The organism is Citrobacter sp. Ce119, assembly GCF_030334525.1.
Classification (GTDB): Bacteria; Pseudomonadota; Gammaproteobacteria; order Enterobacterales; family Enterobacteriaceae; genus Citrobacter; species Citrobacter europaeus.
Genome location: NZ_JAOWDR010000045.1, coordinates 217804 through 233760, shown reverse-complemented (window position 1 = coordinate 233760; position 15957 = coordinate 217804). Strand labels below are relative to the sequence as shown.

The window sequence follows — 15957 nt, the reverse complement described above, 5'->3', positions numbered from 1 at the left end:
ACAGCTATTTTTGATATGATTTGAGATTCATCTCTCATTTTTGTGAAAAATATAAGGTGTTGGAATGTATAAATCCGACCAGGAGACCTAATGATATTGACTCCCATTCGACGATATGGGGCAATGATTCTTATGTTACTCACCGTTGCATTTTCGGGTGAGGTGCTGGCAAAGACACACACGGCGACAACGAGTCACAAGCCCCAGATAACCAAGGCAAGTAATAAACAGGTTAGCAGTAAACAAGAGTATTCTCGCAATAGTGCAAAGAGTAGTTCACTTCCTGATTTGCGAAAATACCCTTCCGGAACACCAAGGAAAAAAGCGTTTCTCCGGACGGTTATGCCTTATATTACCAGTCAAAATGCTGCCATTACGGCGGACCGTAACTGGCTGATTTCAAAACAGTACCAGAACCGCTGGTCACCGACTGAGCGTACGCGGATGAAAGACATCGCGAAGCGCTACAAAGTGAGCTGGTCTGGTAACACGCGTAAAATTCCGTGGAATACGCTGCTTGAGCGCGTAGACATTATCCCGACCAGTATGGTGGCAACCATGGCTGCGGCCGAAAGCGGCTGGGGCACGTCGAAGCTGGCGCGCAGCAACAACAACCTGTTTGGCATGAAATGTGGCAAAGGTCGTTGTAACAATGCACCAGGTAAGGTGAAAGGCTACTCACAGTTTGAATCGGTGAAAGAGTCGGTGAATGCTTACGTCATCAACCTGAACACGCATCCGGCTTACTCTTCCTTCCGTAAGTCACGCGCGCAGTTGCGTAAAGCCGACCAGGAAGTCACCGCTACCGCGATGATCCATAAGCTGAAGGGTTACTCCACTAAGGGACAGAGCTACAACAACTATCTGTTCGCAATGTATCAGGATAACCAGCGTTTAATCGCCGCGCATATGTAATTTCGCGTGCTGATCCGGTCTACAAGTCATCTCGTAGGCCGGATCAGACGAAGCCGCCATCCGGCAATTCCCTCTATAGCAACACTTCACTGTTCACATCGCGATACTCTTTTGGCGTCGTGTCGTACTCTTTCTTGAAGACTGAATAGAAATACTGCAGAGACGGATAGCCGCACATCTGTGAAATTTCGTTGATTGAAAGTGTGGTAGAAATCAACAGGCTACGCGCTTTTTCCAGCTTTTCTGCATGAATCACAGCGTGAATAGTCTCGCCGACCTCTTCTTTAAAGCGCTTCTCCAGGTTAGAGCGTGAGATTCCTACTGAATCCAGCACCTGTTCAACCTTAATACCTTTACAGGCATGATTACGGATAAAGTGCATCGCCTGAATGACCGCCGGGTCGGTTAAGGAACGGTAGTCGGTTGAGCGACGTTCAATGACACGCACCGGAGGAACCAAAATGCGTTGCAGCGGCAGTTCCTCATTCGCCAGTAAACGGTGCAGGAGTTTAGCAGCCTGATATCCCATCTGCCTGGCTCCCTGAGCCACGGATGACAGCGCCACCCGGGACAGGTAGCGGGTCAATTCTTCGTTGTCTATTCCTATCACGCACAGTTTTTCCGGTACCGGAATATGCAGGTGTTCGCAGACTTGCAGGACGTGTCGTGCCCGCGCGTCGGTAACGGCGATAATACCGGTTTGCGGCGGCAGAGTTTGTAGCCAGTCCGCCAGTCGATTTTGCGCGTGCTGCCAGTTCTCCGGCGCGGTTTCCAGCCCCTGATAGACGACGCCGCGGTACTTCTCTTTGGCAACCACCTGGCAAAACGCATATTCACGTTCCGCGGCCCAGCGTTTACCGCTTGAGGAGGGCAGGCCGTAAAATGCAAAGCGGTTAACTCCCTTCTCTTTCAGATGCAGGAAAGCGCTTTCTACCAGCGCGTGGTTGTCGGTGGCGATGTAATGTACCGGTGGGTAATCTTGCTCCAGATGGTAAGAACCTCCAACGCCGATGATGGGAACATCGACATCGGCAAGTAATTGCGCAATGTCATCATCGTCATAATCAGCAATAACGCCGTCGCCTAACCAGTCTTTAATATTATCGATACGGGCGCGGAAGTCTTCCTCAATGAATATATCCCACTCGGATTGCGATGCCTGTAAATATTCACCCACTCCTTCTACCACCTGGCGGTCGTAGGCTTTATTGGCATTAAATAGCAGAGTGATGCGGTGACGTTTATCAAACATAAGAACCTGTCCTGGAAAGGTTAACGTGGGCCTGTCGATACTAGCAAAACCGCAGGTACGACTGCTTGATGAAGCGTGACAAATTTCTTATTTGCCTGGCGCTACGCAAAATTCACATACTGTCAGCGGGATGACAATTGTCATTTTTTATCTACGCATTACGGTTTTTTGTTTAATGGCTAACCTTCGATCGCGATCGCTTTTTTATTTCTTTTTTCAGCGCGTTTTTTTGGGAGCCAGCGCACGTTTGGGTATTCTCTTAATAGCGGTGTGAAATAACGTAATTGAGCAATAAATCAGGAAATTCCAGTATAGCCATATCGCAGTTTACTTGCCGTATTACCTGATTATGGAGCTTATTATGCCGGCTTATTTTGACCAACTCGATCGTGTTCGTTTTGAAGGCACTCAATCCACCAACCCGCTCGCATTCCGCCATTACAACCCTGACGAAATCGTGTTGGGCAAGCGCATGGAAGATCATCTGCGTTTTGCGGCCTGCTACTGGCATACCTTCTGCTGGAACGGTGCGGATATGTTCGGTATGGGGGCTTTCGATCGCCCATGGCAGCAGCCTGGTGAAGCACTGGCGCTGGCGAAACGCAAAGCGGATGTGGCATTTGAGTTCTTCCACAAGCTGAACGTGCCTTATTACTGCTTCCATGACGTGGATGTTTCGCCGGAAGGCGCGTCTTTGAAAGAGTATAAAAACAACTTTGCGCAGATGGTTGATGTGCTGGCGGCAAAACAGGAACAAAGCGGTGTGAAGCTGCTGTGGGGAACGGCAAACTGCTTCACCAACCCACGCTACGGCGCGGGCGCGGCCACGAACCCGGATCCGGAAGTGTTCAGCTGGGCCGCCACGCAGGTGGTTACGGCTATGGATGCCACGCATAAGCTCGGCGGCGAAAACTACGTTCTGTGGGGCGGTCGTGAAGGCTATGAAACACTGTTGAATACCGATCTGCGTCAGGAACGTGAGCAGATTGGCCGCTTCATGCAACTGGTGGTGGAACACAAACACAAAACCGGTTTCCAGGGCACTTTGCTTATTGAACCGAAACCGCAGGAACCGACCAAACACCAGTACGACTACGATGCGGCGACCGTGTACGGATTCCTCAAGCAGTTCGGTCTGGAAAAAGAGATCAAACTGAATATCGAAGCCAACCACGCCACGCTGGCAGGCCACTCGTTCCATCACGAAATTGCTACCGCCATCGCGCTGGGTCTGTTTGGTTCTGTCGATGCCAACCGTGGTGACGCACAGCTGGGCTGGGATACAGACCAGTTCCCTAACAGCGTCGAAGAGAATGCACTGGTGATGTATGAAATCCTGAAAGCGGGCGGCTTCACCACCGGCGGCCTGAACTTTGATGCCAAAGTGCGTCGTCAGAGTACCGATAAATACGATTTGTTCTATGGTCATATTGGCGCGATGGATACCATGGCGCTGTCGCTGAAAATTGCGGCCCGTATGATTGAAGACGGTGGTCTGGATCAACGCGTGGCTAAACGCTATGCCGGTTGGAATGGTGAGCTGGGTCAGCAAATTCTGAAAGGACAGATGACGCTGACGGAAATTGCGCAGTACGCTGAGCAACACAACCTGGCGCCGGTGCACCAGAGTGGTCATCAGGAATTGCTGGAAAATCTGGTAAACCATTATTTGTTCGACAAATAACGGATCTCTGAGAACGTCGGTAAGCCCGGTCAGCTCGCGCTACCGGGCCTTTCTTTAAGGAACGATGCCCTATGTATATCGGGATAGATCTAGGTACATCAGGCGTAAAGGCTATTCTGCTCAATGAGCAGGGCGATGTGGTCGCTTCGCACACGGAGAAACTCACCGTCTCGCGGCCTCATCCGTTATGGTCTGAACAAGACCCTGAGCAGTGGTGGCGGGCAACGGATCGTGCGGTGACAGCGCTGGGCCAGCAGCATTCACTTCGCGAAGTGAAAGCGCTGGGGATTGCCGGACAAATGCACGGCGCCACGCTACTGGACGAGCAACGGAAGGTATTGCGTCCGGCTATCTTGTGGAACGATGGTCGCTGTGCTGAAGAGTGCGTGATGCTCGAGAACCTGGTTCCGCACTCTCGTGCCATCACCGGCAACCTGATGATGCCCGGCTTTACCGCGCCAAAGCTGCTGTGGGTGCAGCGCCACGAACCGGAGATTTTCAGCCGGGTTGATAAAGTCCTGCTGCCGAAAGATTACCTGCGCCTGCGTATGACCGGCGATTTTGCCAGCGATATGTCTGATGCGGCAGGTACGATGTGGCTGGATGTCGCGAAGCGTGACTGGAGTGATGTCATGCTGGCCGCCTGTAAGCTGACTCGTGCGCATATGCCTGCGCTCTATGAAGGCAGCGATATTACCGGAACATTGTTGCCAGAGGTCGCCCACGCCTGGGGTATGCAGGAGGTTGCGGTGGTTGCCGGCGGCGGCGATAACGCGGCGGGAGCAGTGGGTGTGGGCATGATGAATGCCGGTCAGGCGATGTTATCGCTGGGTACTTCCGGGGTCTATTTTGCGGTCAGCGACGGCTTTCTCAGCAAACCGGAAAGCGCAGTCCACAGCTTTTGCCATGCCTTGCCTGAACGATGGCATCTGATGTCCGTGATGCTGAGTGCGGCGTCCTGCCTGGACTGGGCGGCAAAATTAACCGGACTGGCGAGCGTTCCTGCGTTGATTGCTGCTGCGCAAGGGGCGGATGAACACGCTGAGCCGGTCTGGTTTTTACCCTATCTGTCCGGGGAACGTACGCCGCACAACAACCCACAGGCAAAGGGCGTATTTTTCGGTCTGACGCATCAGCACGGACCGGCAGAACTGGCGCAGGCGGTGCTGGAAGGCGTGGGATTTGCGCTGGCTGATGGTATGGACGTGGTTCATGCCTGCGGCGTGCAGCCCGCCAGCATCACGCTGATTGGCGGCGGGGCGCGCAGCGAATACTGGCGTCAGATGCTGTCTGACATCAGCGGATTGCAGCTGGATTACCGTACCGGCGGCGATGTCGGTCCTGCACTCGGCGCGGCGCGACTGGCGCAAATTGCCATGAATCCGCAGCGGGCTTTATCAGACCTTCTGCCTCAGCTTACGCTGGAACAAGCGCATTATCCGGATGCCGGGCGCCACGCGCTTTACCAACAGCGTCGGGAAACCTTCCGCCAAATCTATCAGCAATTAAAACCGCTGATGTCCTGACCCTAAATCCCCTCTGGTAAACAGTGGGGATTTATCAAATATATATTTCAATCTAATAAATAATTAGCGTGCATGAATTTATTCTGAAAGTCCGGCGTAGTGGCATTTTTCTGTGTTGTCTTTAGCGGGTTATTCATATTGTATCCATGATGGATAAGGAGATCCCAATGAAGACGACAAGGCTGTTGCCATGGATATTATTCCTCTCTGGCGCGTTGATTTACGTTATTGGCTTATGGCGAGCATGCCCGTTATTGAGCGGCAAAGGCTATTTTTTTGGTGCGCTGATGACGGGGATGTTTGTGACGTACGCTTATCAGCGTGCTGAAAATCTCAATCAGAACGACGAACGCTTCGCTTCCGTGTGTCAGATGGTGGCGCTCATAACGATCGGATTGTTGCTGGTGGGGGTGTGGAATACCCCGTTAGCACCCATCGAAATGGGGCTGTACCCGGCGGCATTCTTTGTGTGTTTACTGGGGCAAGTTTTACTCATGCGCCCAGCAGAATATTTATCTAAAGGACAGGAACTCTAAATGGAAAACAGGACATCAACTTATTCACCCGCATTTAGCATTGTGTCGTGGGTCGCGCTGCTCGGCGGTATTGTGGTTTATCTGTTGGGGTTGTGGAACGCGGAATGCAGTTGAACGAAAAGGGGTATTACTTTGCTGTTTTGGTGCTTGGTTTGTTTTCTGCTGCGTCTTATCAAAAAACGGTACGGGATAAATATGAAGGGATCCCGACTACGCCGATTTACTACGTAACCTGCCTGGCCGCGTTTGTTATTGCGGTGGCGTTGTTGGTTATCGGTTTGTGGAATGCCACGCTGCTGCTAAACGAGAAAGGATTTTATGGCCTGGCCTTCTTTTTGAGCCTGTTTGGTACCGTTGCGGTACAGAAAAATATCCGTGATGGTGGTTTGGATCAATCAAAAGAAACGCCAGCAGTAGCGGAAGATTTTACAGAATGATCGCTTGCCCTCGATGGTTACCGATCGAGGGCTTTTCTTTTTAGCTCACCAGTCTGCGCGTATCGATACGCTGCAACAGTATGGACAACAGTAAACTACCAGCCAGCGTAGCGCTGAAAATCCACAGCATATCCAGCGGTGGCCAGCTCTTGAGTTCAAGGCCGTTGGTGCGCAGCGCGTGAATGATCAGCGCATGAAAGCCATAAATGCCCAGCGAGTGGCGGGAAATAAGGCCCAGTACCGGCAAAGTGCGCGTGCTGAGCGTATTTTTGACCAGCGTCAGGAGCGAGACGGCGCAAATAAACACAGCCGGGCCGCAGTAGAGGTACCAGGTATCTGCAAAATTGCCTCGCCAGCGCAGTTCATGCAACGTGCCCCGAGAAATAATAAACACCGCGGTGATGAACAACGCCGCACAGAGCAAGGTGAGCGTGCGCTTTTGCGTATCCATCATGCCAATCGCCCGACCCAGCAGGCCGTACACGATGTAATAGAAAGTGTCGCCACTGATGTACAGATTGATGGGCAGCCATTCAAAACCGCCAATTTTTTGCGAAACGGTGTTGGGATTGGCAATCACCCCAATCACTACCATGAGCGCCAGCAGCATCTTGCCGCTGATATTTTTCACCTGTATCAGCGGTGAAACCAGGTAGATGACGGCGATCGCGAAGAAAAACCACAGGTGATAGAACACCGGCTTTTGCAGCAGGTTTTTCAGCGACAGCCCGGCGTTGATCGAGGTAAACAGCAGGATATAGGCCAGCGCCACGCTGCTGTAAAACAAAATGCAGAGCGCGATGCGCGTGAAATGGCGCGGTTTGGCGCTGCGCTCGCCAAAAAAAAGATAGCCCGAAATCATAAAGAACAGCGGGACGCTGACGCGAGAGGCTGAATTGAGCACATTGGCCAGATCCCAATTCAACGGGCTGACGCTTTGCGCATTGGTGATGTACCAGGTCGTGGTGTGGATCATCACGACCATGAGACAGGCTATCCCGCGCAGGTTATCAATCCAGAAAATTTTGGGCTGCATCAGTTCCTCTGTATCCGTTAAAAAAAGTCTGACCGAAATTTTGCGCGCGTAGCTCACTGGAATAATCCGAGTTCTTACGCTAAAGCTTGAGATGGTCTGATGAGATTCTCAAAATAGGATCCGTTTCCAGACACTAATAATAAGACTGACCAGCAAACCAGGCGGTAATAAAATGATGATGAAGTATTTCTTTCCCGCGATCGCTACCCTCATGCTGGTAGCGTGCGCTAACACACAGCCGCCTGCACCCGCGCAGAAGGCGCAAAAGGTTAAGGTCAGTGCAACACGCTCGCTGGATATGGAGTCGCTGTGCAAAAATGAGGCGGCACAACTTTATAACACCGGCGCGCAGAAAATTGATATCTCCGGCCTGGAACAATTCCAGGGCAGCTATGAGATGCGTGGTTCGACCTTCCGTAAAGAGAGTTTTGTCTGCTCTTTTGATGCAGACGGGCAGTTTTTGCACCTTTCCATGCGCTAAGTTCCCCCTTTTTCCCGTTTCGTACTGTATATCTTGCAGCCAGCGGGTATACTGACCGCTTCCTTTAAATCCACACGTATCCAGCACGAAATAATATGCAAAAGTTTGATACCAGGACCTTCCAGGGCTTGATCCTGACCTTACAGGATTACTGGGCTCGCCAGGGCTGCACCATCGTTCAACCATTGGACATGGAAGTCGGCGCGGGCACATCTCACCCAATGACCTGCCTGCGTGCGCTGGGGCCGGAACCGATGGCGACTGCTTATGTGCAGCCTTCTCGTCGTCCGACCGATGGCCGCTATGGCGAAAACCCGAACCGCTTACAGCACTACTATCAGTTCCAGGTAGTGATTAAGCCGTCTCCGGACAACATTCAGGAGCTGTACCTGGGTTCTCTGAAAGAGCTGGGTATGGACCCGACCATTCACGATATCCGTTTCGTGGAAGATAACTGGGAAAACCCGACGCTGGGTGCCTGGGGTCTGGGTTGGGAAGTGTGGCTGAACGGCATGGAAGTGACGCAGTTCACCTACTTCCAGCAGGTTGGTGGTCTGGAGTGTAAACCTGTGACCGGGGAAATTACCTACGGTCTGGAACGTCTGGCCATGTACATTCAGGGCGTAGACAGCGTTTACGACCTGGTCTGGAGCGACGGCCCGCTGGGTAAAACCACTTACGGCGACGTTTTCCATCAGAACGAAGTGGAGCAATCCACCTACAACTTCGAATACGCCGATGTGGACTTCCTGTTCACCTGCTTCGAGCAGTACGAGAAAGAAGCGCAGCAGCTGCTGGCGCTGGAAAATCCGCTGCCGCTGCCTGCGTATGAACGTATCCTGAAAGCCGCCCATAGCTTCAACCTGCTGGATGCGCGTAAAGCGATCTCCGTCACCGAGCGTCAGCGCTATATCCTGCGCATTCGCACCCTGACCAAAGCAGTGGCAGAAGCTTACTACGCTTCCCGTGAAGCCCTTGGCTTCCCGATGTGCAACAAAGACAAATAAGAGGCGGCCATGTCTGAGAAAACTTTTCTGGTGGAAATCGGCACTGAAGAGCTGCCACCAAAAGCACTGCGCAGCCTGGCTGAGTCCTTTGCTGCGAACGTTACTGCGGAGCTGGATAACGCTGGCATCGCGCACGGCAACGTGGAGTGGTTCGCCGCGCCGCGTCGTCTGGCGCTGAAAGTCGCGAATCTGGCGCAAGCGCAACCTGACCGTGAAGTTGAAAAACGCGGCCCGGCCATTTCCCAGGCGTTTGACGCTGAAGGAAAACCGAGCAAAGCGGCAGAAGGTTGGGCGCGTGGCTGCGGCATTACGGTTGACCAGGCTGAGCGTCTGACCACCGACAAAGGTGAGTGGCTGCTGTATCGCGCGCATGTGAAAGGTGAAAGCGCTGAAGCGCTGCTGCCGAATATGATCGCCACCTCTTTGGCGAAACTGCCTATCCCGAAACTGATGCGCTGGGGCGCGTCTGACGTGCACTTCGTGCGTCCAGTTCACACCGTGACCCTGCTGCTGGGCGACAAAGTCATTCCGGCAACTATTCTGGGTATTCAGTCAGATCGCGTGATCCGCGGACATCGCTTTATGGGCGAGCCGGAATTCACCATCGATTCTGCCGATCAGTACCCAGAAATCCTGCGTGAGCGCGGCAAAGTGATTGCGGATTACGCTGAGCGTAAAGCGAAAATCAAAGCCGATGCTGAAGAAGCGGCGCGTAAGATCGGCGGTAACGCTGACCTGAGCGAAAGCCTGCTGGAAGAAGTCACCTCGCTGGTGGAATGGCCGGTAGTGTTGACTGCGAAGTTCGAAGAGAAATTCCTCGCGGTTCCGTCTGAAGCGCTGGTACACACCATGAAAGGTGACCAGAAGTACTTCCCGGTTTACGCGAACGACGGCAAACTGCTGCCGAACTTTATCTTCGTTGCCAACATCGAATCGAAAGATCCGAGCCAGATTATCTCCGGTAACGAGAAGGTGGTTCGTCCACGTCTGGCGGATGCCGAGTTCTTCTTCAATACCGACCGTAAAAAACGTCTGGAAGACCATCTGCCGCGTCTGCAAACCGTGCTGTTCCAACAGCAACTGGGTACGCTGCGCGACAAGACTGACCGTATCCAGGCGCTGGCGGGCTGGATTGCTGGTCAGATTGGCGCTGACGTTAACCACGCAACGCGTGCTGGCCTGCTGTCTAAGTGCGACCTGATGACCAACATGGTCTTCGAGTTCACTGATACCCAGGGCGTAATGGGCATGCACTACGCGCGTCACGATGGTGAAGCGGAAGATGTGGCTGTGGCGCTGAACGAGCAGTATCAGCCGCGTTTTGCTGGTGATGACCTGCCGTCTAACCCGGTTGCCTGTGCCGTGGCGATTGCCGATAAGATGGATACTCTGGCGGGTATCTTCGGTATCGGTCAGCATCCGAAAGGTGACAAAGACCCGTTTGCGCTGCGTCGTGCCGCGCTGGGCGTACTGCGTATCATCGTTGAGAAGAACCTGAACCTGGATCTGCAAACGTTGACCGAGGAAGCGGTTCGTCTGTATGGCGATAAGCTGACTAACGCCAACGTGGTGGATGACGTTATCGACTTTATGCTTGGTCGCTTCCGCGCCTGGTATCAGGATGAAGGTTACACCGTCGATACCATCCAGGCAGTACTGGCGCGTCGTCCGACTCGTCCGGCTGATTTTGACGCACGTATGAAGGCGGTTTCGCACTTCCGTACGCTGGAAGCCGCGTCCGCGCTGGCTGCCGCGAACAAGCGTGTATCGAACATCCTGGCGAAGTCTGAAGAGACGTTGAATGACCGCGTAAATGCGGCAACGCTGAAGGAGCCGGAAGAAATTGCGCTGGCGATGCAGGTTGTGGTGCTGCGCGATAAGCTGGAGCCTGTTTTTGCAGCCGGTCATTACCAGGAAGCGCTGGTTGAGCTATCGGCGCTGCGTGAACCGGTTGATGCGTTCTTTGAGAAAGTGATGGTTAACGTGGAAGATAAAGATCTGCGTATTAACCGTCTGTCTATGCTCGAAAAACTGCGCGAACTGTTCCTGCGCGTGGCGGATATTTCTCTGCTGCAGTAATGGTCCTGAGCTGACTTAGAAAATGCCGGATGGCGGCTGTGCCTTATCCGGCATTTTTTTATGTTGTTAGCGCAGCTGTAATTTTGTCAGACAGGTCTGGCTGTCTTCCATCGTCGTGATGGGATACTGCGCTGTTTTACCGTTGTAGCTTACTGCGATGGTACCTGTCATATTGCGCGGTAACCATATCCCGACGAAGCCATTTCGACCGCTCTTCATCTCTTTTTGGACCACCACGCCCCCCTTGTTATCCGTCACTTTGACATTGAATGTTTTCTCCGGCATTTCACCCTGGCAGCCAGAAAGGCTGTGGTTGAAGCAAGGATGTGTTTGCCATTCATAAGGGGCAAATGACAGATAGAACTTGTCACCGAGCGGCAGGGTATAAATCTGATCGCCCGACGAGAGCTTTAATTCGGTACTGGTGATGGATGCGGAGTACGGCAGCGGGCGGCTCTGCGGCGACTGGTCAATGGTTTCGACGATTTGCTCGACGGATTTACCGCTGAGCCCATTCTCCGCCAGAAAAGTCGCTGGCGGGGTTGCAGCGAACGCGCTACCGGTTGTGAGCAAACCTAATATCAGCAGCAGTGAGGATTTCGACATAGCTTCAATTCCTTGTGAATGTTGTGGAATACAGACTGGCTCACTATAAAGCTTGCCCTTAGGGAAAGGTCAAAGGGACGACGGGTAAAGTAATGCAAAGAAGCGTTTGGGGGGAAGTCTTGCGAAGTACAGATAAAAAAATCCCCGCCGTATGGCAGGGATTCAGAATTTTGAGCTTTTTAAGCTTACAGGCTGGTTACGTTGCCAGCTGCCGGGCCTTTAGCGCCGCTTTCGATGGTGAAGGAAACTTTCTGACCTTCGTCCAGAGATTTGTAGCCATCGTTCTGGATAGCAGAGAAGTGTACGAACACGTCTTTAGAGCCATCGTCAGGAGTGATGAAGCCGAAACCTTTGTCAGCGTTGAACCATTTTACGATACCAGTCATTTTACCGGACATAGTGTATTACCTTTTAAAAAATAAGTGTGCCTTTCGGCGATATGGCGTGCTCTACAGATTTTTTAACAGTAAAGGAAATGCTCACTACGAGGGGTATCAACGATAACTCTTGAAGGGACTTGCCTTACTAACTGCTGTAATGGTCTGTACGTCAAACCGTTGAGGGCATTAACTCATTTTACGCATGTGGATGCAACTACTATTTTCTTATTTGTGGATACTCTCCGTAAGGGAACGGTCCTTTTACCGGACCGTTCTTAGGTAAAATTGAAAAATAGTTCAATCCATCAATTGCTTACTTAGTCTTGGGTCTGCCTGAATCAGGCGCATTAACTTCAATTCGGTACTGGAAGGCTTTACGCGTTTAGACTCCCATTCATGAACCATTGCGACCGTCACGCCCATCACCCGGGCAAAATCGTCTGTTTTTAAACCTGTCCCTCGTCGTAGCTGTTCAAATTCGGTGAAAGGGTTGGTTTTTTGCGTCAGAGTGACCGTCTGCGATACATCTTTAAAAACAATCTGCTCCAGACTGCTCAGCAGTTCAAACATAGGATCTTTGTATTCCATTGAGAACTCCTACAAATCACACAGCGGGATCGTGAATTTCATCGAAGCTCATTAAGAGTAGTCGGAAAAAATGAAGCCGGATTTAAGCTTTGCGTGATGGATTCGTTTCAGCGGATTGTGGCCGATAATCTTTTGCAGGCTAACGAACTGATAACGGTCGGGATCTCCGAACGAGCAAACCCGATTGTAAAGATGACTAAAATATGACGCCGTGGGGCAAATGCAGCATTGTTTAGCAAAACGAAGGGTGGCGGGAGTGGTTATTTTCCCCCACAAGATTACGCGGAAAGGGTATCTTGCGGGGCTGACCTGGACTATCCTTGTCAACGTCAGGCACGCGGGTGTCGTTGTGCGCATTTTTGGGTGAAAGGAGTATTAAAATGGCGACAGGTAAGTCCTGCTCTCGCTGGTTTGCGCCTGTTTTGGCGCTCTTAATGGTAGTTGGCCTGAGTGGGTGTTTTGATAAAGAAGGCGATCAACGCAAAGCGTTTATCGATTTTCTGCAGAATACTGCAATGCGTAGCGGAGAGCGTTTACCAACGCTGACCGCCGATCAGAAAAAACAGTTTGGCCCGTTTGTGTCCGATTACGCGATTCTGTATGGCTATTCACAGCAGGTTAATCAGGCGATGGACTCCGGTCTGCGTCCGGTGGTTGATAGCGTAAATGCGATTCGTGTTCCTCAGGATTATGTGACTCAGCGTGAACCGCTGCGTCAGGCAAATGGTGCGCTGGGCGTGTTAGGGCAACAGTTGCAAAATGCGAAACTGCAGGCGGATGCTGCGCATGGCGCGCTGAAGCAGGGCGAGGATCTGAAGCCGGTCTTTGACCAGGTCTACAACAAAGTCGTCACTGTACCTTCAGAGGCGTTACAGCCGCTGATTCCTGCCGCGCAAATCTTCACGCAGCAGTTAGTGCAGGTCGGTGATTTTGTCGCGCAGCAGGATACACAGGTGAGCTTTGTCGCCAACGGTATCCAGTTCCCAACGTCACAGCAGGCAAGTCAGTACAATACGCTAATTGGCCCGTTGGCTTCTCAGCATCAGGCATTTAATCAGGCCTGGACTGCTGCGGTGAATGCCGCTCAGTAATTAAGACGCTGTAATACATGAAAGGCCGGGTGAGCGTAAGCGCTACCCGGCCTTTTGTTTATGGCGCGACCTGCGGGTTCACGCAGTTTTTCTCAAGGCGTCCTTGCAGCGCATCGATTAAATTATCCACCGCACAGGCCGCCATGTTATAGCGTGTTTCATGCGTGGCTGAACCAATGTGCGGCACGGCAACCACGTTTGGCAGCGACAGCAGCGGTGAGTCAGCCGGTAATGGCTCCTGCTCAAACACATCCAGGCCTGCGGCATGAATTTCCCCATTTTGCAGGGCGGCAATCAGCGCTTTTTCATCAACCACTGGTCCACGTCCGGCATTAATGAAAATGGCGGAAGACTTCATTTTGGCGAACTGTTCGGTGCTGAAAAGATGATGCGTTTCTTCGGTTAACGGCAGGATCAGGCAAACAAAATCAGACTCCTGCAACAGCGTATCAAGATCGCAGTAACGTGCATTGAAGCGCTCTTCCGCCTCCTGGTGATGACGACGCGCGTTGTAGAGAATTGGCATGCTAAAGCCGAAATGCGCGCGTTGTGCCAGTGCCAGGCCAATACGGCCCATGCCGACAATCCCCAGCGTTTTGTGGTGTACATCGGTACCAAACCAGTCCGGCCCGATACTTTTGGTCCATTCGCCAACTTTAACTCGTTCAGCGACTTCTACCACGCGGCGAGCGGTGCTTAACACCAGCGCCATCACCGTATCGGCGACGGTTTCCGTCAGCACGGTTGGCGTGTGCATCAACAGCACCTTACGCGCGTTGAGAGCATCGACGTCGAAGTTGTCATAGCCTACGGAAATCGTGGATGTCGCCCGCAGCCTGGGCATTTTCTCCAGCAGGGCGGTATTGACGGCTTCACTGGAGCCTAGGAGACCTTCTGCATTGGCAAAAGCGTCGGCGTGCTGTGCGACCGTGTCCGGGCGCAGGTTAGGCACCTGAGTCACAGTAAAATGCTCTTCCAGGCGATGCAGTAAATCGTCAGGTAACGCTTTATAGAGAATAATGGACGGCTTCATGCGAATCTCCGTAAGTTAAAATTTAAGCGTGGCGTGCGCCAATAGGTAGCTGTTGATTATTAGCAGGCTTAACGATCAAAGTTAGCCATACTGAGACAAAAAGCGCTACCCCCATAAAAATGTACGAGGCGGACGGGCTGCCGGTTGCGCCATTTAGGTAGCCGACAAACCATGAACCAAAGAATGAGCCTAGCGCGCCCATGCTGTTTATCAGCGCCATTGCCCCGCCGGCGACGTTGCGCGGCAGCATTTCCGGAATGATGGCGAAGAAGGGGCCATAAGGGGCATACATTGCCGCACCCGCAATAACCAACAGCGTGTAAGAAATCCAGAAGTGGTCTGCGCCCACGGCCCATGAGCCGATAAAAGCGAAAGCGGCAATGAGTAACAGCGGCCAGACAAACAGTTTACGATTTTGCAGCTTATCGGAGGCCCAGGAGACGAGGATCATCGCCGCCGTCGCCGCCAGATACGGTACGGATGACAGCCAGCCAACCTCTACCATCCCCAGATTTGCACCGCCGTTGCGGATAATCGACGGCAGCCACAGGACAAAACCATAGACGCCAATACTCCAGGCGAAATACTGCATGCACAGCAGGATAACGTTACGTGAGCGGAAAGCCTCGCTGTAGTTACGTACGGCTTTGATGCCTTGCTGTTCTTTTTCCAGCTGCGCCTGAAGCGCGGCTTTTTCAGATTCTGACAACCAGCCGACCTGAGACGGTTTGTCTTTTACCAGCACCCACCAGCAGAATGCCCAGATGATGGCCGGGAAGCCCTCGATGATAAACATTTCCCGCCAGCCCAGCGCCTGAATCAGGTAACCGGAAACCACGGACATCCACAGGACGGTGACCGGATTACCGAGGATCAGGAAGGTGTTAGCGCGCGAGCGCTCGGATTTTGTAAACCAGTTGCTGATATAAATCAGCATTGCCGGCATCACGGCGGCTTCAACGACGCCAAGAATAAAGCGAATGGCGGCAAGCATTGGAATATTGCTGACCATCCCGGTTAACGACGCGCAGGCACCCCAGAGGATCAGACAGACAAAAATCAGTTTTCGTACGCTGCGGCGTTCGGCATAAATTGCGCCCGGGATCTGAAAGAAGAAATAACCAAGGAAAAACAGCGCGCCCAGCAGGGAAGAGATCCCTTTGGTAATGCCGAGGTCCTCGTTGATACCTGCGGCGGAGGCGAAGCTGAAGTTCGCGCGGTCAAGGTACGCCAGGCTATACGTGATAAACACGATTGGCATGATGTACCACCAGCGTTTTGCTGCATTAGTTGAGCTATTCATAGA

At 52.4% G+C, this 15957-nt stretch carries 15 protein-coding genes and 1 pseudogene; 9 read left to right on the top strand and 7 right to left on the bottom strand.

What is annotated here, in order from left to right:
* The first annotated feature begins 90 nt into the window (after positions 1-90).
* Positions 91-915 carry a protein bax gene (locus OGV80_RS07665; RefSeq protein ID WP_003024247.1) on the top strand — a complete coding sequence of 275 codons (825 nt, stop codon included), beginning with the start codon at positions 91-93 and terminating at the stop codon, positions 913-915.
* 73 nt (positions 916-988) lie between these two features.
* Here the strand turns inward: OGV80_RS07665 and xylR are convergent, their stop codons facing one another.
* A complete protein-coding gene (gene xylR, locus OGV80_RS07660) occupies positions 989-2167 on the bottom strand; it encodes a D-xylose utilization transcriptional activator XylR (RefSeq protein ID WP_075145494.1) in 1179 nt (392 codons plus the stop codon).
* A 361-nt stretch (positions 2168-2528) separates the two neighbouring features.
* Between xylR and xylA the strand changes: the two genes are divergently transcribed.
* From xylA to yiaA, 4 genes and pseudogenes are all read left to right on the top strand, one after another.
* Complete coding sequence (xylA, locus tag OGV80_RS07655) at positions 2529-3851, top strand: xylose isomerase (protein ID WP_003024252.1); 1323 nt, start codon at positions 2529-2531, stop codon at positions 3849-3851.
* 71 nt (positions 3852-3922) lie between these two features.
* The gene (gene xylB, locus OGV80_RS07650) at positions 3923-5377 is read left to right on the top strand and encodes a xylulokinase (RefSeq protein ID WP_286514381.1); all 1455 of its coding nucleotides are present in this window, start codon (positions 3923-3925) and stop codon (positions 5375-5377) included.
* Positions 5378-5544: 167 nt separating this feature from the next.
* Positions 5545-5913, top strand: coding sequence for an inner membrane protein YiaB (gene yiaB, locus OGV80_RS07645; RefSeq protein WP_043018688.1), 369 nt, complete (start codon positions 5545-5547; stop codon positions 5911-5913).
* Positions 5914-6350: pseudogene (gene yiaA / locus OGV80_RS07640) on the top strand (inner membrane protein YiaA).
* A 40-nt stretch (positions 6351-6390) separates the two neighbouring features.
* Here the strand turns inward: yiaA and OGV80_RS07635 are convergent.
* A complete protein-coding gene (locus OGV80_RS07635) occupies positions 6391-7386 on the bottom strand; it encodes an acyltransferase (RefSeq protein WP_087050766.1) in 996 nt (331 codons plus the stop codon).
* Between the two features lie 172 nt (positions 7387-7558).
* On the opposite strand from OGV80_RS07635, the gene OGV80_RS07630 reads away from it, so the two are divergent.
* From OGV80_RS07630 to glyS, 3 genes are all read left to right on the top strand, one after another.
* On the top strand, positions 7559-7867 hold the full coding sequence (locus OGV80_RS07630) for a YsaB family lipoprotein (RefSeq protein ID WP_047407959.1): 309 nt from the start codon (positions 7559-7561) through the stop codon (positions 7865-7867).
* Positions 7868-7962: 95 nt separating this feature from the next.
* A complete protein-coding gene (gene glyQ / locus OGV80_RS07625) occupies positions 7963-8874 on the top strand; it encodes a glycine--tRNA ligase subunit alpha (protein WP_001168551.1) in 912 nt (303 codons plus the stop codon).
* 9 nt (positions 8875-8883) lie between these two features.
* A complete protein-coding gene (glyS, locus tag OGV80_RS07620) occupies positions 8884-10953 on the top strand; it encodes a glycine--tRNA ligase subunit beta (protein WP_043018684.1) in 2070 nt (689 codons plus the stop codon).
* Positions 10954-11019: 66 nt separating this feature from the next.
* Here glyS and cueP read toward each other — a convergent pair whose 3' ends face one another.
* The 3 genes from cueP to OGV80_RS07605 all read right to left on the bottom strand — a co-directional run bounded on the left by cueP (position 11020) and on the right by OGV80_RS07605 (position 12527).
* A complete protein-coding gene (gene cueP, locus OGV80_RS07615) occupies positions 11020-11559 on the bottom strand; it encodes a copper-binding periplasmic metallochaperone CueP (protein WP_043018683.1) in 540 nt (179 codons plus the stop codon).
* Between the two features lie 185 nt (positions 11560-11744).
* Positions 11745-11957 (bottom strand): transcription antiterminator/RNA stability regulator CspE, encoded by a 213-nt coding sequence (cspE, locus tag OGV80_RS07610; RefSeq protein ID WP_000014594.1) that lies wholly within the window; start codon positions 11955-11957, stop codon positions 11745-11747.
* 279 nt (positions 11958-12236) lie between these two features.
* Entirely contained in the window at positions 12237-12527 is a 291-nt protein-coding gene (locus OGV80_RS07605; RefSeq protein WP_005133819.1) for an HTH-type transcriptional regulator, read from the bottom strand.
* A 380-nt stretch (positions 12528-12907) separates the two neighbouring features.
* Here OGV80_RS07605 and OGV80_RS07600 point away from each other — a divergent pair, with 380 nt between their 5' ends.
* Positions 12908-13618: a DUF3053 domain-containing protein gene (locus OGV80_RS07600; RefSeq protein WP_016154915.1), complete on the top strand. Its 711-nt coding sequence runs from the start codon at positions 12908-12910 to the stop codon at positions 13616-13618.
* 58 nt (positions 13619-13676) lie between these two features.
* On the opposite strand, the gene ghrB is transcribed toward OGV80_RS07600, so the two are convergent.
* Both ghrB and OGV80_RS07590 read right to left on the bottom strand, forming a co-directional pair.
* Entirely contained in the window at positions 13677-14651 is a 975-nt protein-coding gene (gene ghrB, locus OGV80_RS07595) for a glyoxylate/hydroxypyruvate reductase GhrB (RefSeq protein ID WP_087050767.1), read from the bottom strand.
* 22 nt (positions 14652-14673) lie between these two features.
* On the bottom strand, positions 14674-15954 hold the full coding sequence (locus OGV80_RS07590; protein WP_003827389.1) for an MFS transporter: 1281 nt from the start codon (positions 15952-15954) through the stop codon (positions 14674-14676).
* Positions 15955-15957 lie beyond the last annotated feature (3 nt).

What these genes read in the sequence shown, in the direction of transcription:
- OGV80_RS07665 (WP_003024247.1), top strand. Translation starts at nt 91, where the DNA reads ATGATATTGACTCCCATTCGACGATATGGGGCAATGATTCTTATGTTA.
- xylR (WP_075145494.1), bottom strand. Translation starts at nt 2,167, where the DNA reads ATGTTTGATAAACGTCACCGCATCACTCTGCTATTTAATGCCAATAAA.
- xylA (WP_003024252.1), top strand. Translation starts at nt 2,529, where the DNA reads ATGCCGGCTTATTTTGACCAACTCGATCGTGTTCGTTTTGAAGGCACT.
- xylB (WP_286514381.1), top strand. Translation starts at nt 3,923, where the DNA reads ATGTATATCGGGATAGATCTAGGTACATCAGGCGTAAAGGCTATTCTG.
- yiaB (WP_043018688.1), top strand. Translation starts at nt 5,545, where the DNA reads ATGAAGACGACAAGGCTGTTGCCATGGATATTATTCCTCTCTGGCGCG.
- OGV80_RS07635 (WP_087050766.1), bottom strand. Translation starts at nt 7,386, where the DNA reads ATGCAGCCCAAAATTTTCTGGATTGATAACCTGCGCGGGATAGCCTGT.
- OGV80_RS07630 (WP_047407959.1), top strand. Translation starts at nt 7,559, where the DNA reads ATGATGATGAAGTATTTCTTTCCCGCGATCGCTACCCTCATGCTGGTA.
- glyQ (WP_001168551.1), top strand. Translation starts at nt 7,963, where the DNA reads ATGCAAAAGTTTGATACCAGGACCTTCCAGGGCTTGATCCTGACCTTA.
- glyS (WP_043018684.1), top strand. Translation starts at nt 8,884, where the DNA reads ATGTCTGAGAAAACTTTTCTGGTGGAAATCGGCACTGAAGAGCTGCCA.
- cueP (WP_043018683.1), bottom strand. Translation starts at nt 11,559, where the DNA reads ATGTCGAAATCCTCACTGCTGCTGATATTAGGTTTGCTCACAACCGGT.
- cspE (WP_000014594.1), bottom strand. Translation starts at nt 11,957, where the DNA reads ATGTCCGGTAAAATGACTGGTATCGTAAAATGGTTCAACGCTGACAAA.
- OGV80_RS07605 (WP_005133819.1), bottom strand. Translation starts at nt 12,527, where the DNA reads ATGGAATACAAAGATCCTATGTTTGAACTGCTGAGCAGTCTGGAGCAG.
- OGV80_RS07600 (WP_016154915.1), top strand. Translation starts at nt 12,908, where the DNA reads ATGGCGACAGGTAAGTCCTGCTCTCGCTGGTTTGCGCCTGTTTTGGCG.
- ghrB (WP_087050767.1), bottom strand. Translation starts at nt 14,651, where the DNA reads ATGAAGCCGTCCATTATTCTCTATAAAGCGTTACCTGACGATTTACTG.
- OGV80_RS07590 (WP_003827389.1), bottom strand. Translation starts at nt 15,954, where the DNA reads ATGAATAGCTCAACTAATGCAGCAAAACGCTGGTGGTACATCATGCCA.